At 70.3% G+C, this 23,383-nt stretch carries 22 protein-coding genes; 11 read left to right on the forward strand and 11 right to left on the reverse strand.

What is annotated here, in order from left to right; all coding sequences use genetic code 11:
- Positions 1-17 precede the first annotated feature (17 nt).
- The 3 genes from QPJ90_RS13350 to tkt all read right to left on the reverse strand — a co-directional run bounded on the left by QPJ90_RS13350 (position 18) and on the right by tkt (position 4,951).
- A complete protein-coding gene (locus QPJ90_RS13350; RefSeq protein WP_290131669.1) occupies positions 18-1,616 on the reverse strand; it encodes a glucose-6-phosphate isomerase in 1,599 nt (532 codons plus the stop codon).
- 1 nt (position 1,617) lies between these two features.
- The gene (tal, locus tag QPJ90_RS13355; RefSeq protein ID WP_290131670.1) at positions 1,618-2,730 is read right to left on the reverse strand and encodes a transaldolase; all 1,113 of its coding nucleotides are present in this window, start codon (positions 2,728-2,730) and stop codon (positions 1,618-1,620) included.
- A gap of 127 nt (positions 2,731-2,857) precedes the next feature.
- Positions 2,858-4,951, reverse strand: coding sequence for a transketolase (tkt, locus tag QPJ90_RS13360; RefSeq protein WP_290131671.1), 2,094 nt, complete (start codon positions 4,949-4,951; stop codon positions 2,858-2,860).
- Between the two features lie 510 nt (positions 4,952-5,461).
- On the opposite strand from tkt, the gene QPJ90_RS13365 reads away from it, so the two are divergent.
- Entirely contained in the window at positions 5,462-6,388 is a 927-nt protein-coding gene (locus tag QPJ90_RS13365; RefSeq protein WP_290134238.1) for a heme o synthase, read from the forward strand.
- A gap of 498 nt (positions 6,389-6,886) precedes the next feature.
- On the opposite strand, the gene QPJ90_RS13370 is transcribed toward QPJ90_RS13365, so the two are convergent.
- Positions 6,887-7,858: a COX15/CtaA family protein gene (locus QPJ90_RS13370; protein ID WP_290131672.1), complete on the reverse strand. Its 972-nt coding sequence runs from the start codon at positions 7,856-7,858 to the stop codon at positions 6,887-6,889.
- 251 nt (positions 7,859-8,109) lie between these two features.
- Here QPJ90_RS13370 and sufB point away from each other — a divergent pair, with 251 nt between their 5' ends.
- The 5 genes from sufB (at position 8,110) to QPJ90_RS13395 (ending at position 12,291) form a co-directional block, all read left to right on the forward strand.
- On the forward strand, positions 8,110-9,528 hold the full coding sequence (gene sufB, locus QPJ90_RS13375) for a Fe-S cluster assembly protein SufB (protein WP_290131673.1): 1,419 nt from the start codon (positions 8,110-8,112) through the stop codon (positions 9,526-9,528).
- A complete protein-coding gene (sufD, locus tag QPJ90_RS13380; RefSeq protein WP_290131674.1) occupies positions 9,529-10,800 on the forward strand; it encodes a Fe-S cluster assembly protein SufD in 1,272 nt (423 codons plus the stop codon).
- Positions 10,800-11,126 carry a non-heme iron oxygenase ferredoxin subunit gene (locus QPJ90_RS13385; protein WP_290131675.1) on the forward strand — a complete coding sequence of 109 codons (327 nt, stop codon included), beginning with the start codon at positions 10,800-10,802 and terminating at the stop codon, positions 11,124-11,126. The genes sufD and QPJ90_RS13385 overlap by 1 nt, the downstream gene beginning before the upstream one ends.
- A 62-nt stretch (positions 11,127-11,188) precedes the next feature.
- Complete coding sequence (gene sufC / locus QPJ90_RS13390) at positions 11,189-11,962, forward strand: Fe-S cluster assembly ATPase SufC (RefSeq protein WP_290131676.1); 774 nt, start codon at positions 11,189-11,191, stop codon at positions 11,960-11,962.
- Positions 11,962-12,291, forward strand: a complete 330-nt coding sequence (locus QPJ90_RS13395; protein ID WP_022902786.1) for a metal-sulfur cluster assembly factor — start codon at positions 11,962-11,964, stop codon at positions 12,289-12,291. The genes sufC and QPJ90_RS13395 overlap by 1 nt, the downstream gene beginning before the upstream one ends.
- A 330-nt stretch (positions 12,292-12,621) precedes the next feature.
- Here the strand turns inward: QPJ90_RS13395 and QPJ90_RS13400 are convergent, their stop codons facing one another.
- On the reverse strand, positions 12,622-13,221 hold the full coding sequence (locus QPJ90_RS13400; protein WP_290131677.1) for a biotin transporter BioY: 600 nt from the start codon (positions 13,219-13,221) through the stop codon (positions 12,622-12,624).
- Positions 13,222-13,337: 116 nt separating this feature from the next.
- Between QPJ90_RS13400 and QPJ90_RS13405 the strand changes: the two genes are divergently transcribed.
- The gene (locus QPJ90_RS13405) at positions 13,338-14,936 is read left to right on the forward strand and encodes an ABC-F family ATP-binding cassette domain-containing protein (protein ID WP_290131678.1); all 1,599 of its coding nucleotides are present in this window, start codon (positions 13,338-13,340) and stop codon (positions 14,934-14,936) included.
- Positions 14,937-15,018: 82 nt separating this feature from the next.
- Here the strand turns inward: QPJ90_RS13405 and QPJ90_RS13410 are convergent, their stop codons facing one another.
- From QPJ90_RS13410 to QPJ90_RS13420, 3 genes are read right to left on the reverse strand one after another with little or no spacing between them, the layout of a single operon-like run.
- Positions 15,019-15,984 carry an SURF1 family protein gene (locus QPJ90_RS13410; RefSeq protein WP_290131679.1) on the reverse strand — a complete coding sequence of 322 codons (966 nt, stop codon included), beginning with the start codon at positions 15,982-15,984 and terminating at the stop codon, positions 15,019-15,021.
- On the reverse strand, positions 15,981-16,289 hold the full coding sequence (locus tag QPJ90_RS13415; RefSeq protein ID WP_354670479.1) for a hypothetical protein: 309 nt from the start codon (positions 16,287-16,289) through the stop codon (positions 15,981-15,983). The genes QPJ90_RS13410 and QPJ90_RS13415 overlap by 4 nt, the downstream gene beginning before the upstream one ends.
- Positions 16,289-16,723: a DUF3099 domain-containing protein gene (locus tag QPJ90_RS13420; RefSeq protein WP_290131680.1), complete on the reverse strand. Its 435-nt coding sequence runs from the start codon at positions 16,721-16,723 to the stop codon at positions 16,289-16,291. The genes QPJ90_RS13415 and QPJ90_RS13420 overlap by 1 nt, the downstream gene beginning before the upstream one ends.
- A gap of 150 nt (positions 16,724-16,873) precedes the next feature.
- On the opposite strand from QPJ90_RS13420, the gene fabG reads away from it, so the two are divergent.
- Positions 16,874-17,587 carry a 3-oxoacyl-ACP reductase FabG gene (gene fabG, locus QPJ90_RS13425; protein WP_290131681.1) on the forward strand — a complete coding sequence of 238 codons (714 nt, stop codon included), beginning with the start codon at positions 16,874-16,876 and terminating at the stop codon, positions 17,585-17,587.
- Between the two features lie 24 nt (positions 17,588-17,611).
- Here fabG and serB read toward each other — a convergent pair whose 3' ends face one another.
- Together serB and QPJ90_RS13435 are read right to left on the reverse strand one after the other, a co-directional pair.
- Entirely contained in the window at positions 17,612-18,250 is a 639-nt protein-coding gene (serB, locus tag QPJ90_RS13430; RefSeq protein ID WP_290131682.1) for a phosphoserine phosphatase SerB, read from the reverse strand.
- Positions 18,251-18,332: 82 nt separating this feature from the next.
- On the reverse strand, positions 18,333-19,574 hold the full coding sequence (locus QPJ90_RS13435) for a glucose-1-phosphate adenylyltransferase (protein ID WP_290131683.1): 1,242 nt from the start codon (positions 19,572-19,574) through the stop codon (positions 18,333-18,335).
- Between the two features lie 47 nt (positions 19,575-19,621).
- On the opposite strand from QPJ90_RS13435, the gene glgA reads away from it, so the two are divergent.
- The 3 genes from glgA to QPJ90_RS13450 all read left to right on the forward strand — a co-directional run bounded on the left by glgA (position 19,622) and on the right by QPJ90_RS13450 (position 22,052).
- The gene (gene glgA / locus QPJ90_RS13440) at positions 19,622-20,818 is read left to right on the forward strand and encodes a glycogen synthase (RefSeq protein ID WP_290131684.1); all 1,197 of its coding nucleotides are present in this window, start codon (positions 19,622-19,624) and stop codon (positions 20,816-20,818) included.
- A gap of 91 nt (positions 20,819-20,909) precedes the next feature.
- Positions 20,910-21,692: an ABC transporter ATP-binding protein gene (locus tag QPJ90_RS13445; RefSeq protein WP_290131685.1), complete on the forward strand. Its 783-nt coding sequence runs from the start codon at positions 20,910-20,912 to the stop codon at positions 21,690-21,692.
- A gap of 111 nt (positions 21,693-21,803) precedes the next feature.
- Positions 21,804-22,052: a type B 50S ribosomal protein L31 gene (locus tag QPJ90_RS13450; protein WP_022905175.1), complete on the forward strand. Its 249-nt coding sequence runs from the start codon at positions 21,804-21,806 to the stop codon at positions 22,050-22,052.
- 477 nt (positions 22,053-22,529) lie between these two features.
- Here the strand turns inward: QPJ90_RS13450 and QPJ90_RS13455 are convergent, their stop codons facing one another.
- Positions 22,530-23,237 (reverse strand): exonuclease domain-containing protein, encoded by a 708-nt coding sequence (locus tag QPJ90_RS13455; protein WP_290134239.1) that lies wholly within the window; start codon positions 23,235-23,237, stop codon positions 22,530-22,532.
- Between the last annotated feature and the right edge of the window lie 146 nt (positions 23,238-23,383).

The following is a 23,383-nucleotide window of genomic DNA, read 5'->3' on the forward strand; positions in this document are numbered from 1 at the left end:
GGTGAACTCCTTACGAGTCAGAGGGAGACGGCGGCGCGCAACGCTGCGGTGGCAGCGGCGACGTCCGACGTCGTGAGGGTCAGGACCGGCCGGCCGTGCGCCGCGAGCACGCTCGCGTCGCCGGCGGCCTGGGCCTGGATGAGTTGGCCGAACGTGAACGAGCGCCCCGGGATGCCGAGGTCGTCCGGCTCGTCGGCCACGATCTGGAGGAAGAACCCGTTCGCAGGTCCGCCCTTGTGGTACTGCCCGGTGGAGTGCAGGAAGCGGGGCCCGTACCCGAGGGTGACGGGGCGACCGCTGCGCGCCGCGAGCGCGTCGCGGAGCGGTCGGAGGTCGCCGTTCGCGGTGCGGTCCACGTACGCCTGCACGGCCAGGTAGCCGGTCGCGTCGAGTTCGGCCAGGAGGCTCGTCACGGCTTCCGCGATCGTCGTCCCGACCGACAGACCCGCCGTCGCGCGGACGGCGGTGCCGCCCTCCGTGAACGCGGGCTCGGAGGGGGCGGGGCGGTCGTCGAGCAGCGCACGGGTCGCGACCTTGGCGGCCTCGACGTCGGGCTGGTCGAACGGGTTGATGCCGATGATGCGGCCGGCGACCGCGACGGCGTACTCCCACACGAGGAACTGCCCACCGAGGGTGCCGTCGATCTCGACCTCGCCCTCGGCGACGTGGCGTTCGTCCTCGCGGGAGCCCACGATGCGGATGACCTGCAGGTCGGCGAGTCCCGCGGAGACCTCGGGGGAGTCGGGGGTGAGGACGACGGGCAACAGCCCCTTGCCGTCCTTGCCGGTGCTCTCCGCGAGGAGCTGCTCGACCCAGTCGCCGAACCCGACGATGTGCGTGCCGTCGGGCACGATGCCGATCTTCGCGACCGTGGGGTCGAGCGTCGCGAGGGCTGCGCCGAGCACGAGGCCCGGGTTCTCGTCCGTGTCCACGGCGAGGAGCACCGAGATGGCGTCGGCCTCATCGAGGAGCTCGTCGATGTCGGCTCCGGCGAGCCCGGACGGCACGAGGCCGAACGCGGTCAGCGCCGAGAACCGTCCGCCCACGTTCGGGTCCGCGGTGAACACGCGGTACCCGGCGTCGTGTGCGAGCCGCCCGAGCGACGAGCCGGGGTCGGTGACGACGACGATCCGTGACGCGGGGTCGATCCCCGCGTCACGGAACGCCTGCTCGTACACACGTCGCTGAGAGTCCGTCTCCAGTGTGGAGCCGGACTTCGACGAGACCACGAGCACGGTGCGCTCGAGGTCGTGTCCCATCGCCGCCCGGACCTGAGCCGGGTCGGTCGAGTCGAGCACCGTCAGCGGGACGCCGTACGTCCGCGTGATCACCTCGGGCGCGAGCGAGGAGCCGCCCATGCCGGCGAGGACGACGTGGTCGACCCCGTCGGCGGCGAGCTGCTCGCGCAGCGCCGTGATCTCCGCGACGAGCGGACGGGAGACCGCGACGGCCTCCGTCCACCCGAGACGCTCCGACGCCTCGGACTCGGCTGCGGGACCCCAGAGCCCGGGGTCTTGCGCCGTGATGCCCGACGCGACCAGGTCGGCGACGAGCTGCGGGACCACCGTGTCGATGGCCCGCGCAGCCGCGCCCCTGGCGGCGATGGAGACGGTCACGCTACTTCGCGCCCTCGAGGGCCGTCTTCACGGTGTCGACGAGCTCGCCCCAGGAGACGTTGAACTTGTCCACGCCCTCCTTCTCGAGCAGCGCGACGACCTCGTCGTAGCTGATGCCCTGCGCCGCGATCTGGTCGAGGACCTCCTGCGCGGCGTCGTACGACCCGGCGATCGCGTCGCCGTGGATCTCACCGTGGTCGAACGTCGCGTCGAGCGTCTTGCCCGGCATGGTGTTGACGGTGTTCGGGGCGGCGAGCTCGGTCACGTAGAGCGTGTCGGGCAGCGACGGGTCCTTGACACCGGTCGAGGCCCACAGCGGACGCTGCGTGTTCGCACCGGCCTCGAGCAGGCCCAGGGCGCGCTCGGTGGCGAACGCCTCGGTCCAGACCTGGTAGGCGAGCTGCGCGTTGGCGATGCCGGCCTTCGACTTGAGGGCCTTCGCCTCGTCGGTGCCGACGGCGTCGAGGCGCTTGTCGATCTCGGAGTCGACGCGCGACACGAAGAACGAGGCGACCGAGTGGATCTTCGAGAGGTCGTGGCCCGCGGCCTTGGCCTTCTCGAGCCCACCGAGGTACGCGTCGATGACGGCACGGTAGCGCTCGAGCGAGAAGATCAGCGTGACGTTGACCGAGATGCCCGCGGCGATGACCTCGGTGATGGCCTCGAGGCCCTCGAGCGTCGCCGGGATCTTGATGAGGACGTTCTCGCGACCGACCTTGTCGAACAGGAACTTGGCCTGCTCGATGGTCTTCTGGGTCTCGTGCGCGAGGCCCGGCTCGACCTCGATCGAGACGCGGCCGTCGAAGCCCTTGGTCTCGTCGTAGATCGGCTTGAACACGTCGGACGCGTTCGCGACGTCCTGCGTGGTGATCTCGAAGATCGCGCTCGTCACGTCGGTGCCCGCCGCGGCGAGCTCCTTGACCTGGGCGTCGTAGCGCTCACCCTTGGCGAGGGCCGACGCGAAGATCGTCGGGTTCGTGGTGACGCCGACGACGTTCTTCTCGGCGATGAGCTGCTCGAGCTTGCCGGTCTCGAGGAGCTCGCGCGAGAGGTCGTCGAGCCAGATGCTGACGCCGACCTCGGAGAGGGCGGCGGTGGGGGTGGTCTCAGCCATGTGTGTGTCTTCTTCCTTCATCGGCCGTCTGGCCGTGGTCTGTGGGCCGGGAGGCGTGGTGGCGGGGCCGAGCCGCGCCTCCCGGCAGAAGGGCCGGATCCGGGTGACCGGACCCGGCCCCGGTGGGTCAGGAAGCCGCGATCGATTCCTTCGCGGCGGCCACGACGTGCTCCGTCGTGAAGCCGAACTCCTTGAAGAGCGTCTGGTAGTCGGCCGAGGCACCGAAGTGCTCGATCGAGACGCTGCGGCCCTTGTCGCCGACGATGTCGCGCCAGCTCATGGCGATGCCCGCCTCGACGGACACGCGAGCGGTGACGTCCTTCGGGAGGACCTGGTCGCGGTAGTTCTCCGACTGCTCGAAGAACCACTCGAGGGACGGGGCGCTCACGACGCGGGCGTTGATGCCCTCGCCCTTGAGCTGCTCGCGCGCCTCGACGGCGATCTGGACCTCGGAGCCGGTCGCGATGAGGATCACGTCCGGGGTGCCGTTCGGCGCCTCGGCGAGGATGTACGCACCCTTGCCGACGTTCTTCGCCGACGCGAAGGTCTCGCCCGACGCCTCGCCCTCGCCACGCTCGAAGACGGGGAGGTTCTGGCGGCTCAGCGCGATGCCGGCCGGACGGTCCTTGTGCTTGAGCATCTCGAGCCACGCGTACGCGACCTCGTTGGCGTCGGCCGGGCGGACGACGTCGAGACCCGGGATCGCACGGAGGGCGGTGAGCTGCTCGATCGGCTGGTGCGTCGGGCCGTCCTCGCCGAGGGCGACCGAGTCGTGCGTCCAGACGTAGATCGCCGGCGCCTTCATGAGCGCGGCGAGACGGACGGCCGGGCGCATGTAGTCGCTGAAGATGAGGAACGTGCCGCCGAACGGACGGGTGTTCCCGTGCAGGACGATGCCGGACAGGATCGAGCCCATCGCGTGCTCGCGGATGCCGAAGTGGAGGACACGGCCGTACGGGTCGGTGCTCCAGGTCTTGGTCGAGGCCTCCGCCGGACCGAAGGACTTGGCGCCCTCGATCGTGGTGAGGTTCGACTCGGCGAGGTCGGCCGAGCCGCCCCAGAACTCGGGCATCAGCGGCGCGATGGCGTTGATGACCTTGCCGGACGCGGCACGGGTCGAGACGGCCTTCTCGGTCGGGAAGACCGGCAGGGCCTCCTCGAGGCCCTCGGGGAGCTCGCCGGCGTTGATGCGGTCGAGCATCGCCTTCTTCTCCGGGTTGGCCGAGGCCCACGCGTCGAAGGTCTTCTGCCACTCGGCGTGCTCCGCCTGGCCCTTGGCGACGGCGCCGCGGGTGTACTCGAGCACCTCGGGGTCGACGTGGAAGGTCTGCTCGGGGTCGAAGCCGAGGACCTCCTTGAGGCCCTTGAGCTCCTCGCCACCGAGGGCGGAGCCGTGGATCTTGCCGGAGTTCTGCTTGGTCGGCGACGGCCAACCGATGATGGTCTTGAGGACGATGAGCGACGGCTTGGTCGTCTCGGCCTTCGCGGCCTCGACGGCGCGGTACAGCTCCTCGACGTCCTCGGAGTACTCGCCGGTCTTCTTCCAGTCGACGTGCTGGACGTGCCAGCCGAGCGCCTCGTAGCGGGCGGCGACGTCCTCGGAGAACGCGATGTCGGTGTCGTCCTCGATCGAGATCTGGTTCGAGTCGTAGAAGACGACCAGGCGACCGAGCTGCTGGCGGCCCGCGAGGCTCGCTGCCTCGTTGGTCACGCCCTCCTGCATGTCGCCGTCACCGGCGATCACGTAGGTGAAGTGGTCGAAGGGGGACTCGCCGTCGGCGGTCTCCGGGTCGAACAGGCCACGCTCGAAGCGCTGCGCGTAGCCGAAGCCCACGGCGGAGGCGAGGCCCTGGCCGAGCGGGCCGGTCGTGATCTCGACACCGTCGGTGTGGCCGTACTCCGGGTGACCCGGGGTCTTCGAGCCCCACTTGCGGAGGTGCTGGAGGTCCTCGAGCTCGAGACCGTAGCCGTGCAGGTAGAACTGCACGTACTGCAGGATCGAGGCGTGGCCCGCCGAGAGGATGAAGCGGTCGCGGCCGATCCAGGTGGAGTCGCTCGGGTCGCGACGCATCACCTTCTGGAAGAGCAGGTGGGCGACCGGCGCGAGGCTCATCGCGGTGCCGGGGTGACCGTTGCCGGCGGCCTCGACCGAGTCGGCGGCGAGTACGCGGGCCGTGTCGACGGCCTTCCTGTCGATGGCGTCCCAGGTGAATTCAGCCACTTGGATGTTGACCCTTCTTGAATGCGACATGTGCGAGGGCTCGTGCCATCGCACGGACATGATCGCCATCCCGGGGGCCGGGGTTCGGGTCGCCGTCTGGCGGCGGCCGACCGGCTCGTCGTGACCGACGTCTTCGGGGCACGCACTGCGGGAGGGCGACTCCAGCATAGTGACCATGCACTCAGTGAGGGTTCAGGTGACACGTTCTGTTCACCGGGTGCGCACGCCGGGTGCAGCGCTCCAACGCCGACCGTCCGGACGGCCCGGGCGTGTCCGCGACGGCCGCGCCGTGTCTCGGTGCGTCCGCCCGCTGACCTGCCGGCTCGTCCGTCCGCCGACGTCGATCGGTCCGGATGACGGGGCGGGGCATCGTCGCAGCGCCTCGATGGCCTAAACTGATGACGGCCCGTGTGCATTCCGGGTCGACGCACGCCCGGACGACGACGGAGCCGTCCACCGAGTGTGCGAGCTGACGCGAAACAGACTGAGGTTCCCTTGCCCACTGCCACCGTGACCCGGCCGGACACCGATCGACCCCGATCGACGCTCTCGCGCAAGGTCCGGGCGTACGTCTCGCTGACGAAGCCCCGGGTCATGGAGCTGCTGCTGGTCACCACGGCGCCGACGATGTTCCTCGCCGCCCGCGGTGTGCCGGACCTGTGGCTCGTGTTCTGGACGATGCTCGGTGGTGCGATGTCCGCGGGCTCCGCGTCCGCGTTCAACTGCTACATCGACCGCGACATCGACCGGCTGATGAAGCGCACGAGCACCCGGCCGCTCGTCACCGGCGAGCTCTCCGACCGTGAAGCCCTCGTGTTCTCGTGGGTCCTCGGCATCGCGTCGACCGGAGTGCTGCTCGTCTTCGTGAACTGGCTCGCCGCGGCGCTGAGCGTCGTCGCGATCCTCATCTACGTGTTCCTGTACACGCTGTGGCTCAAGCGCCGCACCCCGCAGAACATCGTCTGGGGCGGGTCGGCCGGCTGCATGCCCGTCCTCATCGGCTGGGCGGGTGTGACCGGGTCGCTGACCTGGACGCCGATCATCCTCTTCATGGTGATCTTCCTCTGGACGCCGCCGCACTACTGGCCGCTGTCGATGAAGTACCGCGACGACTACGACGCCGCCGAGGTCCCGATGCTCGCGGTGGTCCGGGGTCGCACGGTCGTCGGCCTCCAGGTCGTGCTCTACGCCTGGGCGACGCTGGTCTGCTCGCTCCTCCTCATCCCGGTGGCGCACATGGGGCCGCTCTACACGGTCGTGGCACTCGCCGGCGGCGTCTGGTTCGTCGTCGAGTCGCACCGGCTGTACTCGCGGGCGATCCAGCACGTCGAGCAGGTGCAGCCGATGCGCGTGTTCCACAGCTCGATCACGTACCTGACGCTGCTGTTCATCGCGGTGGGCATCGACCCGCTGCTCCCGCAGGTCTTCACCTTCTAGCGCTCGTCGGACCGGGAGGTCCGCCTGCGCCGGCCGCTGTCGGACGACGGGGCCGCTGTCGTACGACAGCGGCCCCGTCGTTCGCTGCGCGCGCCGGGTGTTGCAGGCGCATCGAACGACTCCGTCGCTGTCGTGCGACAGCGACGGAGTCGTTCCACGACGACGGCCGGGAGGCGCGTGGCGGGCTGGTTCCGCGCCTCCCGTCCGGTGGGTGGCGAGTCCGGCCCGCGAAACGCGCGCGTTCCGACGTTGGGCACGACGATCGACGCGTGTTCCGTCGATGACGGCGTGCGTGACGGCCGGGAGGCGCGTGGCGGGCTGGTTCCGCGCCTCCCGTCCGGTGGGTGGCGAGTCCGGCCCGCGAAACGCGCGCGTTCCGACGTCCCACGCGTCGATCACGTGGTGCGTCGTCGGACCGGGCGTGTGTGGCCGCGGGACGCCCGTGCAACGACGGAGCGCGCGTCGATCGACGCGTCCTCCGTCGTTCCGGGGACGCCGTCAGACGTCGAGCGGCTCGCGCACGGCGTCCCGGCCCGCGCTCTTCCGGGTCGAGAGCACCACGGCGGTGGTCGCGGCGACCAGCAGGCCCGCGAGCACCATGTGCGTGCCGACGAGCCCGACGGGGAGGCCCGTGCGTGCCTGGGTGAGCCCGACCGCGATCTGGACGAACTCGACGATGAGGAGCGCCAGCGCCCAGCGGCTCGAGAGCCGCAGGCGCACCGCGCCGACGACGAGCACCAGGGTCAGGGCGAAGAGGACGTAGGCGGGGACCGCGTGGACGTGCTCCATGATCGCCGGGTCGAAGCCGGTGCGGTGGAGGCGGCCGCCGTCGACGGCCTCGTCGGCGCCGGCGTGCGGCCCGCTGCCGGTGGTCAGGATGCCCACGAGGACGGTGACCGCGACGGCAGCGACGGTCCCTCGGACGACGTTCGTGTACCAGACGGGGACGAGTCGGACGTCGGTGCGCGGGCCGTTCATCGCCCGGTAGACGAGCGCTGCGGTGACCATCGTGAGCAGCGCCGAGACGACGAAGTGCAGGCCGACGACGAAGGGGTTGAGGTTCGTCCAGACGCTGATGCCGCCGATGACCGCCTGCACGGGGATGGCGGCGCCCTGCGCGAACGCGAGCCAGAAGAGCTCGGGGCGGGTGCGGCGCATGCGGACGACCGCGAGGAACGTGGCGACGGCGACGACGACCAGCACGAAGGTGAGCAGGCGGTTCCCGAACTCGATGATCCCGTGGACGCCCATCTCCGGCGTCGACACGAGCGAGTCGGCGGTGCACTTCGGCCAGGTCGGGCAGCCGAGCCCCGACGCGGTCAACCGCACGAGGCCGCCGGTGCCGATCAGGACCACCTCGACGACGAACGACGCCCACGCCAGCCAGATCACGCGAACGTCGACGGTGCGGGGGAGGGACCACCACCGGGTGCGGACGTCCAGCTCGACGGGGGATCCGACGCGAGTCACGAGGGTGGTGCCTTCCTGTTGTTCCGTGCACCGAACCTGTAGGATTCGAGGGTTCAGCGGCAGTCAAGTCTAGGCAGGCGCCGGCTCCGAATGGGCCGTGATCGTCACTACGGCCCGCGACTGCGTGGAACCATTGACGTTGCGAGGTAGCAGCACCCTGGTCGCCCGTGTCGGTGGCTCGGGGTGGAATGGCGTCCAGCCGTACCGGGTTGGCCCTGGTGACGCTGCCGCGAGAAGGAAACGAGGAGACCATGTCCGACGTGCTCATCGACCGTCCCGAGCTCGAAGGGCTCGGCCAATACGAGTTCGGCTGGTCCGACTCCGACTCCGCCGGCGCGTCCGCGCGACGTGGTCTGTCGGAGGAGGTCGTGACCGACATCTCGAACCTCAAGTCCGAGCCCGAGTGGATGCTCAAGAACCGACTCAAGGGTCTGCAGCTGTTCGGCCGCAAGCCGATGCCGACGTGGGGTGCCGACCTGACGGGCATCGACTTCGACAACATCAAGTACTTCGTGCGCTCCACCGAGAAGCAGGCGCAGTCGTGGGAAGACCTCCCCGAGGACATCCGCGCGACCTACGAGAAGCTCGGCATCCCCGAGGCCGAACGCCAGCGCCTCGTGGCCGGCGTCGCCGCGCAGTACGAGTCCGAGGTCGTCTACCACCAGATCCGCGAGGACCTGGAGCAGCAGGGCGTCATCTTCATGGACACCGACACCGCGCTCCGCGAGCACCCCGACATCTTCGAGGAGTACTTCGGCACGGTGATCCCGGCCGGCGACAACAAGTTCGCCGCGCTGAACACGGCGGTGTGGTCCGGCGGCTCGTTCGTCTACGTCCCGAAGGGCGTGCACGTCGAGATCCCGCTGCAGGCGTACTTCCGCATCAACACCGAGAACATGGGCCAGTTCGAGCGGACGCTGATCATCGCGGACGAGGGCTCCTACGTCCACTACATCGAGGGCTGCACGGCACCGATCTACAAGTCGGACTCGCTGCACTCCGCGGTCGTCGAGATCATCGTGAAGAAGAACGCCCGCGTTCGCTACACGACGATCCAGAACTGGTCGAACAACGTCTACAACCTCGTGACCAAGCGTGCGATCGCGCACGAGGGCGCGACGATGGAGTGGATCGACGGCAACATCGGGTCGAAGGTCACGATGAAGTACCCGTCGATCTACCTCGCCGGTGAGCACGCCAAGGGCGAGACCCTCTCGGTCGCCTTCGCGGGTCCGGGGCAGCACCAGGACGCCGGCGCGAAGATGATCCACATGGCGCCGTACACGACGTCGTCGATCGTCTCGAAGTCGATCGCCCGTGGCGGCGGCCGCGCGGGGTACCGCGGTGAGGTCCGGGTCGACCCGAACGCGCACCACGCGGCCAACACCGTCCGGTGCGACGCACTCCTCGTCGACACGGTGAGCCGCTCGGACACCTACCCGGCGATCGACATCCGCGTCGACGACGTCCAGCTCGGGCACGAGGCCACCGTCTCCCGCGTGAGCGAGGAGCAGCTGTTCTACCTCATGTCCCGCGGTCTGCCCGAGGACGAGGCGATGGCGATGATCGTCCGCGGCTTCATCGAGCCGATCGCCCGCGAGCTCCCGATGGAGTACGCGCTCGAACTCAACAAGCTCATCGAGATGAGCATGGAAGGATCCGTCGGCTAGATGTCCAGCACCACCGAACAGCCCAGCGCCGCCGCAGCCGGCGGCACCGAGCAGCACGGCGCTCGTGCGCACTCCGACGGCGGGTGGGACGCGGCCGAGACGAAGGTCCCCGTCCAGACCCGGTCGGAGCGGTTCCAGTCCGCCGACCTCGACGCCTTCCCGACGGTCACCGGCCGCGAGGTCAACTGGAAGTTCGCGCCGCTCGCGAAGCTCCAGCCGCTGCTCGACGGCGGACTCGACGGCGCGCCGTACCCGTACCTCGCGCGCCAGTCCGACGGTGCCGACGTCGAGTGGGGCCGCAGCGACGACCCGCGGGTCGGTTCCGCCGGGCTCCCCGAGGACCGCGCCTCCGCGGCAGCCTGGACGGCGCGTGACGCCGTGCTCGCGGTCACGATCAAGGCGACCGAAGAGCACGAGTTCATCACCATCACGCGCTCCGACTTCGGCTCGCAGCCCCGAGCGGCGCACACGGTCGTCACGGCCGAGCCGAACGCGCAGGGCATCGTCGTGATCGACAACCGCGGCTCCGCGCTCCTCAGCGAGAACATCGAGATCGTGGTCCGCGACAACGCCCGGCTCACCGTCGTCAGCCTGCAGGACTGGGACGACGACGCCGTGCACGTGTCGACGCACTTCGCCGAGGTCGGCCGGGACGCCTTCCTCAAGCACGTGGTCGTCTCGCTCGGCGGTGACGTCATCCGGGTCAACCCGTCCACGCACCTCGGTGCGCAGGGGGCCGACACCGAGATGTACGGCGTGTACTTCGCCGACGCGGGGCAGTACATCGAGCAGCAGGTCTACGTGAACCACGACGCGCCGAACACGCGCGGTCGGGTCAACTACAAGGGTGCGCTGCAGGGCGAGGGCGCGCACACGGTGTGGATCGGTGACGTGCTCATCAGCCGTCCGGCCGACGGCACCGACTCGTACGAGCAGAACCGCAACCTCGTCCTCACCGACGGCACGCGCGCGGACAGCATCCCGAACCTCGAGATCGAGACCGGCAACATCGAGGGTGCCGGCCACGCCAGCGCCACCGGCCGGTTCGACGACGAGCAGCTGTTCTACCTGCAGGCCCGCGGCATCCCCGAGGAAGAGGCGCGTCGTCTGGTCGTGCTCGGCTTCCTCGTCGAGGTGATCCAGAAGATCGGTGCGCCCGAGCTCGAGGAGCGTCTCATCGCGGCGGTCGAGGAGGAGCTGGCGGCAGGCCGTTCGGTCATCGCCGAGGCCGACCCGGAGACCGACCCCGAGGCTGCGCAGGCGGACGCCTGATGGCCGAGAAGGTCTGCGCCGAGGGGGACATCGCGGTCGACAGCCCGATGCGGGTCGTCGTGGACGGCACCGCGGTCGCGATCGTGAAGGACTCCGCTGGCGTCGTGCACGCCATCGGGGACACCTGCACGCACGGCGACATCTCCCTGTCGGAGGGCTTCGTCGAGGGGGACGCACTCGAGTGCTGGGCACACGGGTCGAAGTTCTCCCTGACGACCGGCAAGCCGCAGAATTTCCCGGCGTACGAGCCGGTGCCGGTCTTCCGGGTCGAGGTCCGTGACGGCGACGTCTACGTCGACGTGCACGACCCGGTCCCCGTCGACTGAGCGACACCACCACTCTTCCCGCGCGGCTGACGCCGCACACCAGCTGCAACCGAAGGAACGCAATGTCCACTCTCGAAATCCGCGACCTCCAGGTCTCGATCGACACCGATCAGGGCACCAAGGAGATCCTCAAGGGCGTCGACCTCACCATCAACGAGGGCGAGATCCACGCGATCATGGGGCCGAACGGCTCCGGCAAGTCGACACTCGCGTACACGATCGCCGGGCACCCGCGCTACAACGTGGTCGGCGGCTCGATCACGCTCGACGGCGAGGACGTCCTCTCCATGAGCGTCGACGAGCGCGCCCGTGCCGGCATGTTCCTCGCCATGCAGTACCCGGTGGAGATCCCCGGCGTCACGGTGTCGAACTTCCTCCGCACCGCGAAGACCGCGATCGACGGAGAGGCCCCCGCGCTGCGCGGCTGGGTCAAGGACCTCCGCCAGTCGATGGCCGACCTCAAGATGGACTCCGCCTTCGCCGAGCGCAACGTCAACGAGGGCTTCTCCGGCGGCGAGAAGAAGCGCCACGAGATCATGCAGCTCGAGCTCCTCAAGCCGAAGTTCGCGGTCCTCGACGAGACCGACTCCGGCCTCGACGTCGACGCGCTGAAGATCGTCTCCGAGGGCGTCAACCGCGCCAAGGCGGCGACCGGCCTCGGCGTGCTCCTCATCACGCACTACACGCGCATCCTCCGCTACATCAAGCCGGACTTCGTGCACGTGTTCGTCGCGGGCAAGGTTGCGGAGCAGGGTGGCCCCGAGCTCGCCGAGCGCCTCGAGAACGAGGGCTACGACCGCTACGTACAGGCCGCTGCCGCCGAGGCGCAGGCCTGATGATCACCGCACTCTCCCCGGAGAAGTTCGACGAGGTCGTCGAGGGCCTCAAGGAGGTCCAGGACCCGGAGCTCGGCGTGAACATCGTCGACCTCGGCCTGATCTACGACCTCGCGATGGACGACGAGGCGAACGCACTCGTCATCAGCATGACGCTGACGAGCGCGGGCTGCCCGCTGACGGACGTCATCGAGGGCGACACGGCGAACGCGCTCGACGGGATCGTCGACGCGTTCCGGATCAACTGGGTCTGGATGCCGCCGTGGGGCCCGGAGCGGATCACGGACGACGGGCGCGAGATGATGCGCGCGCTCGGCTTCTCGATCTAGTCGCGACCGACCAGCAGACGGGAGGCGCAGTGCCAGCTGGCACCGCGCCTCCCGTCCGTCGTAGGGTCGCGTCCGTCGCGCGCGACGCGCCCGCGGCCCGTCGCCGCGGTCGCAGGATGTGTCACGTGCGGCGCCCTCAGACGACTGTTCGTGCGACCAGCGCATCCTGCGTGCGGCGTGTCGCGCGACCACCGCGGCTTACCGCGGCTCGCGATGCCCGAGGTTCCACGACTCGCCGTGCGCATCCCACCGAAGTTCCACAGAGGAACGACGAGAGCGGCCGAGGTTCCGACATTCCGGAACCTCGGCCGCTCTCGCAACGTGCAGCGATCAGCGCCGGCCGAGCGCCTTCCACGCCAGGGGCAGGACGCCCGCCGCGATGAGGGCCTTCGCCACGCCGCCGATCACGAACGGGTAGAGGCCCGCCGCGAGCACGGACTGCAGGTCGTTCGGCGCACCGAGCTGCCCGAGGGAGGCCGCGAGCCACGGCAGACCGGTCACGAACGGGACCGCGCTCGCGAGGAGCATCGCCACGGTGGCGCGACCGACGTGCCGGTCCCAGTCGCGTCGGGCGAGCCAGCCCACGAGCCCAGCGGCCGGGACGAACCCGATCACGTAGCCGAAGCTCGGCGAGGCCAGCGCGGACAGGCCACCGGAGAACCCGGCGAAGAACGGCGCACCGGCGAGCCCGGCGACCGCGTAGACGAGCAGCGAGAGCATGCCACGACGGGCGCCGAGCGTGGCGCCGACGAGGACGACGGCCAGGGTCTGCCCGGTGATCGGTACGGGCCACATCGGCACCTCGACCTGCGCCATGGCGGCGGTGAAGAGCGCGCCGCCGGCGACGAGGGCGGCGTCGGTGGCCAGGCCGTGGGTGCGCAGACGGTCGGCGAGGACTGCGCGGCGAGCGAACCCGGTGGCGTTCGTCATGGATTCTCCTAGAATGGACTGCTGGTCCCGTTCTGGGACCATCGGTCCCGTCAGCGTAGCGGTGCACCTCCCGCACACGTCGTTGTGCAAAACCACCAACTGATTGGACGTCCACTGTGCTTGCCGTGCACGATCTCGAGATCCGCGTCGGGGCCCGCCTCCTCATGGAGAACGTCTCCTTCCGTGTCGAGAAGGGCGACAAGATCGGTCTCGTCGGGCGCAACGGCGCCGGCAAGACCACGATGACGAAGGCGCTGGCGGGGGAGACGCAGCCCACCGCCGGCAAGATCGACCGCGGTGGCGAGATCGGCTACCTGCCGCAGGACCCCCGCTCGGGCAACCCGGAGGACACCGCCCGGAAGCGCATCCTCGACGCCCGCGGTCTCGGGGAGCTCGTCGAGGGCATCCGGCTCGCGACCCTCGACATGGCGAGCGACGACGCCGCCGTCGCCGAGAAGGCCATGCGCCGGTACAGCCGTCTCGACGACCAGTTCAACGCGCTCGGCGGGTACGCGGCCGAGGCCGAGGCAGCGTCGATCGCGTCGAACCTCAAGTTGCCGGACCGCATCCTCGACCAGCAGCTCAAGACGCTCTCGGGCGGTCAGCGGCGGCGCATCGAGCTCGCACGCATCCTGTTCTCGGACGCCGAGACGATGATCCTCGACGAGCCGACGAACCACCTCGACGCCGACTCGATCGTCTGGCTCCGCGAACACCTGAAGACCTACCCGGGCGGCGTCATCGTCATCTCGCACGACGTCGAGCTCGTGGACGAGGTCGTCAACCGAGTGTTCTACCTCGACGCCAACCGCCAGTCGATCGACGTGTACAACATGGGCTGGAAGCTCTACCAGCGGCAGCGCGCCGCCGACGAGGAGCGCCGCCGCAAGGAGCGCGCGAACGCCGAGAAGAAGGCCGCGACGCTGAAGGACCAGGCCGCACGCTTCGGTGCGAAGGCCACGAAGGCCGCCGCGGCGCACCAGATGGTCGCGCGTGCCGAGAAGCTCCTCGCGGGCCTCGAGGACGAGCGCGCCGTGGAGCGGGTCGCCAAGCTGCGGTTCCCGACGCCGACCCCGTGCGGACGGACGCCGCTCATGGCCGAGGGGCTGTCGAAGTCGTACGGCTCACTGGAGATCTTCGCGGGCGTGGACCTCGCGATCGACCGCGGCTCGCGCGTCGTCATCCTCGGGTTCAACGGCGCCGGCAAGACGACGCTGCTCCGGATCCTCGCGGGCGCGGACCAGCCGGACACGGGCGAGATCCTGCCCGGCCACGGCCTGCGCATCGGCTACTACGCGCAGGAGCACGAGAACATCGACGTCAACCGGACCGTGATCGAGAACATGGTGTCGGCGTCGAACGACCTCAACGAGACCGAGGCCCGCCGTGTGCTCGGCTCGTTCCTCTTCACGGGCGACGACGGCTACAAGAAGGCCGGTGTGCTCTCCGGCGGCGAGAAGACCCGTCTGTCGCTTGCGATGATCGTCGTGTCGGGCGCGAACGTGCTGCTGCTCGACGAGCCGACGAACAACCTCGACCCGGCCTCGCGCGAGGAGATCCTCGGTGCCCTCGCCGGCTACGAGGGTGCGGTCGTGCTCGTCTCGCACGACGCCGGCGCGGTCGAGGCCCTCAACCCGGAGCGGGTCCTCCTGCTGCCGGACGGCACCGAGGACCACTGGAACAAGGAGTACGCGGAGCTCATCGAGCTCGCCTGACCGGCGTGCGCGCGGTGCGCGCGATCGGACGGGAGGCCCGTGGCGACACCGCCACGGGCCTCCCGTCCGGAACCGGTCGCGTTCAGCGACCGGCGTTCAGCAGTTCGTCCTCGACCTCGGCGTCGGACTTCGGCTTCGCGTCCTTCCGGCGACGGCGCTCCTCGGCGCGCTCCCGTTCCTCCGGGTCGTCCTGGTTGAGGTTCCGGTACTCCTGCACCATCACGTACGCCAGGAAGCCGAAGCCCCCGGCGGCGAACAGGAACCACTGGATGAAGTAGCTGAGGTGCAGCCCGGTGTCCGCCGACGGGCGGTCCCAGCCGAGTGGCGCGGTCTGTGTCGGAGCCGGGTCCTCGGAGGCGAGCTGCCCGTAGGCGCCGGTCCAGATCGGCATCCCCACCTTGTCGCGGACGTCCGCGAGGGTGACCGACTGCACCTGGTCGGTGTGCGACGGGTCCGAGCGTCCGGGAATCCGCGGCTCGCTCTGCTGCAGGCGCACGACGACGGTGACCTCGCCGCTCGGGGGCGCCGGGACGTGGTCGGGCGCGTCCTGTCGGTTGCCCGTCGGGACCCAACCGCGGTCCACGATGAACGCGCGGCCGTCGGCGGTGACGAGCGGGGTGAGGACCTCGAAGCCGGGCTGGCCGTTGTGCACGCGGTTCCGGACGAGGAGCTGCGCGTCGGTGTCGTACCGGCCGGTGGCGGTCACCCGGAGCCAGGTCTGGTCGTCGTCCCAGCTCGAGGCACGGGGGAGTGCGCGGTCGAGCGGGACCGGGGAGTGGTCGTAGTTCTGCGCGATCTGCTCGTTCTGACGGACGGCCTCGTTCCGGCGGTCCCACTGCCACATGCCGAACAGGGCGCAGACGATCGCGAAGGCCACGGCGATCGCGAAGTACCCGAGCCAGCGGCGGCTCCGGACGAAGCGCCACCCGACGAACGGCTCGTCGGGGTCGTGCTCGTGCGGGGCGCCCGAGGTCGTGACCACCTCGCGCTGCAGCTTGGCGGCGTGTCGTCGGCCGTACCGGGAGCTCGGGTCGAAGCCGTCGGTCATCGATCGGTGCCGGTGGCGCGCACCCCGACGTCGTTCTTCGGCCCGGCGTTCGGGTCTCGGAGGTCGTCGAGGCGGTCGACGTCCTCGTGCATGCCGGTCACGCGGACGGGGAAGCTGCGCGAGCGGAGGTAGTCGGCGAGGAAGTCACGGTGGTCCTCGCACGCCGCCCAGATCTTCACCCGATCGGTGGCGTGGATGCGCGGGTTCCGCCAGTTGATGCGCCACTCGGCGGTCTCGGTGCAGCCGGCGCGCGAGCACACCGGGGTGGAACCGGGCTCGGTGAAGAGGTCGAACGTCGCCCCCATCAGCGCCGTCCGCCGGTCTTCGGGGGCCAGACGTTCGTGTGGTCGCCGTGCCGCTGCCACTCGTCCTGCGCGTGCTGGGCCTGGTCGCGGAGGCGATCCTGCTCGTCGCGGTAGGCCTGCGCGCGGGCTGCCTCCTGCTCCTCACGGATGCGGACGTCGTCGGCGTCGTAGAGCTGGATCGCTCCGGCGGGGGCGACGACGTCGTTCTCGGCGCGGTTGCCGGCGTTGGCGAGGATGACCGCGACCCAGGGGATCACCCCGGCGAGGATGATCGGGATCACCACGAGCCACGTGTGCCAGGCGGTCCAGACGAGGACGGCGGCGACGAAGCAGACGACACGGACGGCCATCTGCCAGACGTAGCGGGAGAGCCGGTGCGCACGGTCCTGTTCCGGCGACTCGGGGAGTGCCGTGATGCTGTGCGTGGTCTTCATTCGGATGTCCATCGTCTCCCGGGGACAAGCCTAAGCCTCCGTCGGACATTCCGGTTCCGCCGCGCGCGATCGGAGTGCGCGGATCGGCTCGGGTACGCTCGTCCGGGCGTGTCCGGCGGCACGCCGTCCGACACACCCCGAGGAGCGACCATGAGCACCCCCCGTACCGTCCTGATCACCGGCGGCAACCGCAGCATCGGCTACGCCCTCGCGGAGCGCTTCGTCGCCGAGGGACACCGCGTCGCGGTCACGTCGCGCAGCGGGACGGGCGGCCCCGAGGGAGCGCTCACGGTGCAGGCCGACATCACCGACACGGCGTCCGTCGACGCGGCCTTCACGCAGGTCGAGGCCGAGCTCGGCCCGGTCGAGGTGCTCGTCGCCAACGCCGGCATCACGAACGACCAGCTGCTGCTCCGCATGTCGGAGGAGGACTTCACGAGCGTCGTCGACACGAACCTCACCGGCACGTTCCGGGTGGTCAAGCGCGCCACGAAGGGCATGATGAAGGCGAAGTTCGGCCGCATCGTGCTCATGGGCAGCGTCGTCGGCACGTTCGGTCAGGTCGGGCAGGTGAACTACGCGTCGTCGAAGGCCGCCCTCATCGGCATGGCCCGGTCGATCACGCGCGAGCTCGGCTCCCGCGGCATCACCGCCAACGTCGTCACGCCCGGGTTCATCCAGACGGATATGACGGCGTCGCTGCCGGACGAGCTCGTCGCCGAGTTCAAGAAGCAGATCCCCGCCTCCCGGTACGGCACGGTGGACGACGTCGCGGACGCCACGCTGTTCCTCGCGGGCGACGGCGCCGGGTACATCTCCGGCGCGGTCATCCCGGTCGACGGCGGCCTCGGGATGGGCCACTGACGCGCGGCTGACGGCCTGCGCGGTTCAGCCGCGCAGGCCCATCGTCACGAGGACCGCCGACAGGTCGCGGTCGACCACGGACAGGTCCGCCTCGGCGCGGACCCGGGGCTTGGCGTCGAACGCCACGGACAGGCCCGCGACGCGCATCATCTCGAGGTCGTTCGCGCCGTCGCCGACGGCGACCGTCCGCAGTCGGTCGACGCCGTCCGCCGCCGCCCACTCCCGGAGCGCGGTCGCCTTCGCCTGCGCGTCCACCACGTCCCCGAGGACGCGCCCGGACAGCACGCCGTCGACCACCTCGAGCCGGTTCGCCCGGCAGTGGTCGAGGCCGAGCTCGGCGGCGAACGGGTCGAGGACCTCGTGGAAGCCGCCGGACACGACCCCGGCGGTGCCGCCCGCGGCGTGCACGCCGCGAATCAGTTCGGCAGCGCCCCGCGTGACGCGGACCGCCTGCTGCGCTCTGCGGAAGACGTCGTCCTGGAGGCCCGCGAGGGTCGCGACACGCTCCCGGAGGCTCTCCGCGAAGTCGATCTCCCCGCGCATGGCGCGCTCCGTGATCGACGCGACCTGTGGCCGGGTACCGGCCGCGTCGGCGAGGAGTTCGATCACCTCGTCTTCGAGCAGCGTGGAATCGGCATCGAGGACGACGAGGAAGCGGGGCACGGACCAACGCTACCGACTGACGGAGGCACGGCCGCGTCCGTGACGCGAGCCGTGCCTCCAGGCCGTCCTTGCTGGTTCGTCGTCAGGCCTCGACCTTGACGCCCTTGCCGACCACGGTGATCCCGGACTCGGTGACCGTGAAGCCGCGCGCTTCGTCGGCCTCGCGGTCGACGCCGACCCGCGCACCCGGTGCGATGACCACGTCCTTGTCGAGGATCGCGCGGTTGACGACGGCGCCCGCACCGATCGAGGCTCGCTCGAACACGATGGAGTCGAGGACCTTCGCGCCGGAGTCGATGCCGCACCAGGGGCCGATCATGCTGCGTTCGACCTGCGCGCCGGACACCAGGCAGCCGAGCGAGACGAGCGAGTCCACCGTCGATCCGGTGTTGCCGTTCGCGTCGCGGACGAACTTCGCCGGCGGCAGGTTGGTCTGCTGGTTGAAGATCGGCCAGTCCTGGTTGTACAGGTTGAAGACGGGCACCGGGGCGATGAGGTCCATGTGCGCGTCGAAGAACGAGTCGATCGTCCCCACGTCGCGCCAGTAGTACCGGTCGCGTTCGTTCGAGCCGGGCACGTCGTTGCGCTTGAGGTCGTACACGCCGGCGTCACCCCGCGCCACGAAGTCCGGCACGATGTCACCGCCCATGTCGTGGTTCGACGTCTCGATCTGGCCGTCGCGGAGCACGGCGTCCACGAGCGCGTCGGCGTCGAAGACGTAGTTGCCCATCGACGCGAGGATCTCGCCGGGGGAGTCGGCCAGACCGACCGCGTCCTTCGGCTTCTCGAGGAACGCGTCGATCTTCGTCGGGTCGTCCTCGGCGACCTGGATGACGCCGAACTGGTCCGCGAGGCCGATCGGCTGGCGGATCGCGGCGACCGTGGCACTCCGGCCGGAGGCGATGTGCGCCTCGACCATCTGGTGGAAGTCCATCCGGTAGACGTGGTCGGCACCCACCACGACGACGATGTCGGGGCGCTCGTCACGGAGGAGGTTGAGCGACTGCAGGATCGCGTCGGCAGACCCGGCGAACCAGCGCTTGCCGAGTCGCTGCTGCGCGGGCACGGACGCGACGTAGGAGCCGAGCAGCCCCTCCATGCGCCAGGTCTCCGCGACGTGGCGGTCGAGGCTGTGCGACTTGTACTGGGTCAGGACGACGATCTTCTGCAGCCCGGAGTTCACGAGGTTCGACAGCGCGAAGTCGATGAGCCGGAAGTTGCCGCCGAACGGGACAGCGGGTTTCGCACGGTCCGCCGTGAGCGGCATGAGGCGCTTGCCCTCTCCGCCGGCGAGGACGATGCCGAAGACCTTCTTTGGTGCCATACCGCTCACAGTATGCGTCCGGACCGGGGAACGGTTACGTTGAACGCGTGCGAGTCGATCTGTTGACCAGGGAATACCCACCAGAGGTGTACGGCGGGGCGGGCGTCCACGTCGCCGAGCTCACCGCAGCGCTGCGGTCGGGTACGGACACCGACGTGCGGGTCCGCGCCTTCGGGGCCTTCCGGGACGAGGCCGACGTCTGGGCCTACCGGACGCCGAACGGCCTCGAGCAGGCCAACGGCGCTCTGCAGGCGCTCGGCACCGACGTGGCGATCGCCGCCGACGTCGAGGGCGCCGACGTCGTGCACTCGCACACCTGGTACGCGAACGCCGCTGGACGGATCGCGCAGTTGACCTACGACATCCCCCACGTCGTCACCGCCCACAGCCTCGAGCCGCTGCGGCCGTGGAAGGCCGAGCAGCTCGGCGGCGGCTACCGACTGTCGAGCTGGATGGAACGGGAAGCGTTCGAGCGGGCTGACGCCGTGGTCGCGGTGTCGAAGGCCATGCGGGCCGACATCCTCCGGTCGTACCCGTCGATCGACCCCGAGCGGGTGCAGGTCGTCTACAACGGGATCGACATCGACGAGTGGCAGCCGAACGTCGACGAGGACGCGGTGCGCGCACTCGGGATCGACCCCTCGCGTCGCAGCGTCGTGTTCGTCGGACGGATCACGCGCCAGAAGGGCCTGCCCTACCTGCTCCGCGCGGTGGCGTCGCTGCCGTCGGACGTGCAGATCGTGCTCTGTGCCGGGGCGCCTGACACCCCGGAGATCATGGCCGAGGTGACCGGGCTGGTCGACTCCCTGCGTTCGGAACGAGACGGCGTGGTCTGGATCGACCGCATGCTCTCCCACGGTGAGATCGTCAACGTGCTGTCCTCCGGCACGGTGTTCGTCTGCCCGTCGATCTACGAACCCCTCGGCATCGTGAACCTCGAGGCCATGGCGTGCGGCATCCCCGTCGTCGGCACCGGCACCGGAGGCATCCCCGAGGTCGTCGCCGACGGTCTCACCGGACGCATCGTGCCGATCGACCAGGCGCAGGACGGCACCGGCACGCCCACCGACCCGGACCGGTACGTGGCCGACCTCGGGGCCACCCTGAACGAGGTCCTCGAGGACGAGGGGCTCGCGAAGCTCATGGGCCGCGCCGGACGACTGCGTGTCGAGAGCGAGTTCACGTGGGACGCCATCGCCCACCGGACCCGCGCCGTGTACGACCAGGTCCTCGCGGGTCGCTGACGCACACCGTCCGTGGCGCGACCCGACCAGGTTCCGCGCCACGGGCCTCCCGGGCCGGTCCCGGCCGTCGCGACCCCGTAGGCTGGGGGGCATGCCCTCGGTCGTGCGCTTGTCAGACGTCTCCGTGGTCCGCAACGGGGCCACCATCCTCGACTCCGTCTCGTGGGAGGTGCAGGACGACGAGCGCTGGGTCGTGCTCGGAGCGAACGGCGCCGGCAAGACCACGCTGCTGCAGGTCGCGGGTGCGCAGACGTTCCCGACCTCGGGCGCCGTGCACGTCCTCGACGTCGAGCTCGGGACGGCCGACCTGGCCGAGCTCCGTCCGCGGATCGGCTTCGCGTCGACCGCCCTCGCGCGACGCATCCCGTTCACCGAGACCGTGCTCGACGTCGTGCTGACGGCGGCCTACTCGGTCACCGGTCGGTGGAACGAAGAGTACGAGGAGCTCGACGTCCGGCGTGCGCAGCGTGTGCTCGACGAGTGGGGCCTCGGTGCGTTCACCGAGCGGACCTTCGGCGAGCTGAGCGACGGCGAGCAGAAGCGCGTGCAGATCGCCCGTGCGGTGATGACCGACCCCGAGGTGCTGTTCCTCGACGAGCCGGCGGCGTCGCTCGACCTCGGCGCCCGCGAGAGCCTCGTCCGGACCCTCGGCGGGTACGCGCAGAGCCCCGACGCCCCCGCGATCGTCATCGTGACGCACCACGTCGAGGAGATCCCCGTCGGCTTCACGCACGCGCTCGTCCTCGCCGACGGACGGGTCCAGGCCGCCGGTCCGATCGACGAGGTCCTGACGGACGAGACGCTCTCGCAGGCGTTCGGCGTCGGTCTCGCCGTGACCAAGGACGACGGGCGCTGGACCGCCCGCGCGTCGTAGCGGCTCGCCGAGCCGATCTGGTAACGTAGACGGCTGGCGCACGCCGAAGACTTCCCGCACGGCGTCCTTTCGGACCCGCGCATCCCGACCGCATCCAACCGAGGAATCTCCATGAAGACCGACACCCACCCCGAGTACAACGCCATCGTCTTCCGCGACCTGGCCTCCGGTGAGACGTTCCTGACGCGCTCGACCGCGACCAGCGACAAGACCATCGAGCTCGACGGTGCGACCTACCCGGTCATCGACGTCGAGATCTCGTCCGCGTCGCACCCGTTCTACACGGGCAAGCAGCGCATCCTCGACTCGGCCGGTCGCGTCGAGAAGTTCAATCAGCGCTTCAAGGGCTTCTCCAAGTAAGCAGCCTCGCGTTCCGCAACGGGCGGTCCTCCTTCGGGGGGGCCGCCCGTTCGCCGTTCCGGGGGGTGGCGGTGCGGCGGGCGGCGCGCGAGGCGCGGCGCCGGTGGCGCGGGCGGTACCGATCGGCGGCGCACAAGTGAAGTCCATCGGAACCACGTCGATCCGCGGTGCGGGCCGACTTTGGTTGTGCGGCGGCGGCCGGCGCGCTGGGCGCGGCCGGCTCGCGTCGCGCGCGGGCGGCGCCGCGCGCGGTACCGCTGTCCGCGACGTACGGCAGCGCCGATCGGCGGCGCACAACCAGAGTCCATCGGAACCACGTCGATGCGCGGTGTGGGTTGTCTTTGGTTGGGCGGCGGCAGGCGCTCGGTGGCGTGCGGCATGCACGGGAGGGCGCGGGCGGGCGCGGGAGACGGCCCGAGCGCGGGGGGGAGGCGCCGTGGCGCGGACGGCGGCCGGCGCGCGGGGGAGCGCGTCGCGCTACGAGCCGTTGCGGTGCGGCCAGCGCCCGTCGGCCGTGAACGCCGGGTCGCGCTTCGTGCGCATGTACTCCTGGAAGGACGCGGCCTGGTCGGCGCACCAGCCGACCTGCTTGCGGTGGAGTTCCTCGGCGGAGACCCCGAGGTCGTCCGGGTACTTCGCCGCGATGGCCTGCGCCACCCGTCCCGCGGCGATCGCATCCGCACCGGCGTCGTGTGCGTCGGACAGCGTCACGCCGTACAGCTCGGACGCGGCCTCGAGCGTGCGCTTGCCCTTGCGGTAGGTGTCGAGCGCCTTGTCGATGACGAGCGGGTCGACGACGTTGCCGATGACGGGGGAGGCGAGACCGTGGCGCCGGGCCTCTCGGTCGAGGACGGTGAGGTCGTACGGGGCGTTGTAGATGACGAGCGGGATGCCGCGGGCGAACACGGCCTCGACCGCGGCGATGACCTCGGCCACGACCTCACCGGCGGGACGGCCCTCCGCCTGGGCACGCTCGGTGGTGTACCCGTGCACGGCTGCAGCGCCCTCGGGGATGGCTATGCCCGGGTCGGCGACCCAGGCGCCCTCGACGATGGAGCGACCGGTCATGTCGATGAGGCCGACGTGGGCGGTGACGATCCGGGCGGTCTCGACGTCGACGCCGGTGGTCTCGAGGTCGAAGACGCCGAGTGCGTGCCACCACGGGCGGCCGGAGAGGTCCTGCACCGTGGGGGTCGGTGCGGCTGCTGTCGCGGAGTACGTCACGCGGCCAGGCTAACGGGACGCACCGACACGGACGGCACCGACACGGACGGCACCGACACGGACGGCACCGACACGGACGGCACCGACACGGACGGCACCGACACGGG

The sequence above is a fragment of the Curtobacterium sp. 458 genome (genome assembly GCF_030406605.1).
GTDB lineage: Bacteria > Actinomycetota > Actinomycetes > Actinomycetales > Microbacteriaceae > Curtobacterium.

What these genes read in the sequence shown, in the direction of transcription:
- tal (WP_290131670.1), bottom strand. Translation starts at nt 2,730, where the DNA reads ATGGCTGAGACCACCCCCACCGCCGCCCTCTCCGAGGTCGGCGTCAGC.
- sufB (WP_290131673.1), top strand. Translation starts at nt 8,110, where the DNA reads ATGTCCGACGTGCTCATCGACCGTCCCGAGCTCGAAGGGCTCGGCCAA.
- sufD (WP_290131674.1), top strand. Translation starts at nt 9,529, where the DNA reads ATGTCCAGCACCACCGAACAGCCCAGCGCCGCCGCAGCCGGCGGCACC.
- QPJ90_RS13385 (WP_290131675.1), top strand. Translation starts at nt 10,800, where the DNA reads ATGGCCGAGAAGGTCTGCGCCGAGGGGGACATCGCGGTCGACAGCCCG.
- sufC (WP_290131676.1), top strand. Translation starts at nt 11,189, where the DNA reads ATGTCCACTCTCGAAATCCGCGACCTCCAGGTCTCGATCGACACCGAT.
- QPJ90_RS13395 (WP_022902786.1), top strand. Translation starts at nt 11,962, where the DNA reads ATGATCACCGCACTCTCCCCGGAGAAGTTCGACGAGGTCGTCGAGGGC.
- QPJ90_RS13400 (WP_290131677.1), bottom strand. Translation starts at nt 13,221, where the DNA reads ATGACGAACGCCACCGGGTTCGCTCGCCGCGCAGTCCTCGCCGACCGT.
- QPJ90_RS13410 (WP_290131679.1), bottom strand. Translation starts at nt 15,984, where the DNA reads ATGACCGACGGCTTCGACCCGAGCTCCCGGTACGGCCGACGACACGCC.
- QPJ90_RS13415 (WP_354670479.1), bottom strand. Translation starts at nt 16,289, where the DNA reads ATGGGGGCGACGTTCGACCTCTTCACCGAGCCCGGTTCCACCCCGGTG.
- QPJ90_RS13420 (WP_290131680.1), bottom strand. Translation starts at nt 16,723, where the DNA reads ATGAAGACCACGCACAGCATCACGGCACTCCCCGAGTCGCCGGAACAG.
- fabG (WP_290131681.1), top strand. Translation starts at nt 16,874, where the DNA reads ATGAGCACCCCCCGTACCGTCCTGATCACCGGCGGCAACCGCAGCATC.
- QPJ90_RS13435 (WP_290131683.1), bottom strand. Translation starts at nt 19,574, where the DNA reads ATGGCACCAAAGAAGGTCTTCGGCATCGTCCTCGCCGGCGGAGAGGGC.
- QPJ90_RS13445 (WP_290131685.1), top strand. Translation starts at nt 20,910, where the DNA reads ATGCCCTCGGTCGTGCGCTTGTCAGACGTCTCCGTGGTCCGCAACGGG.
- QPJ90_RS13450 (WP_022905175.1), top strand. Translation starts at nt 21,804, where the DNA reads ATGAAGACCGACACCCACCCCGAGTACAACGCCATCGTCTTCCGCGAC.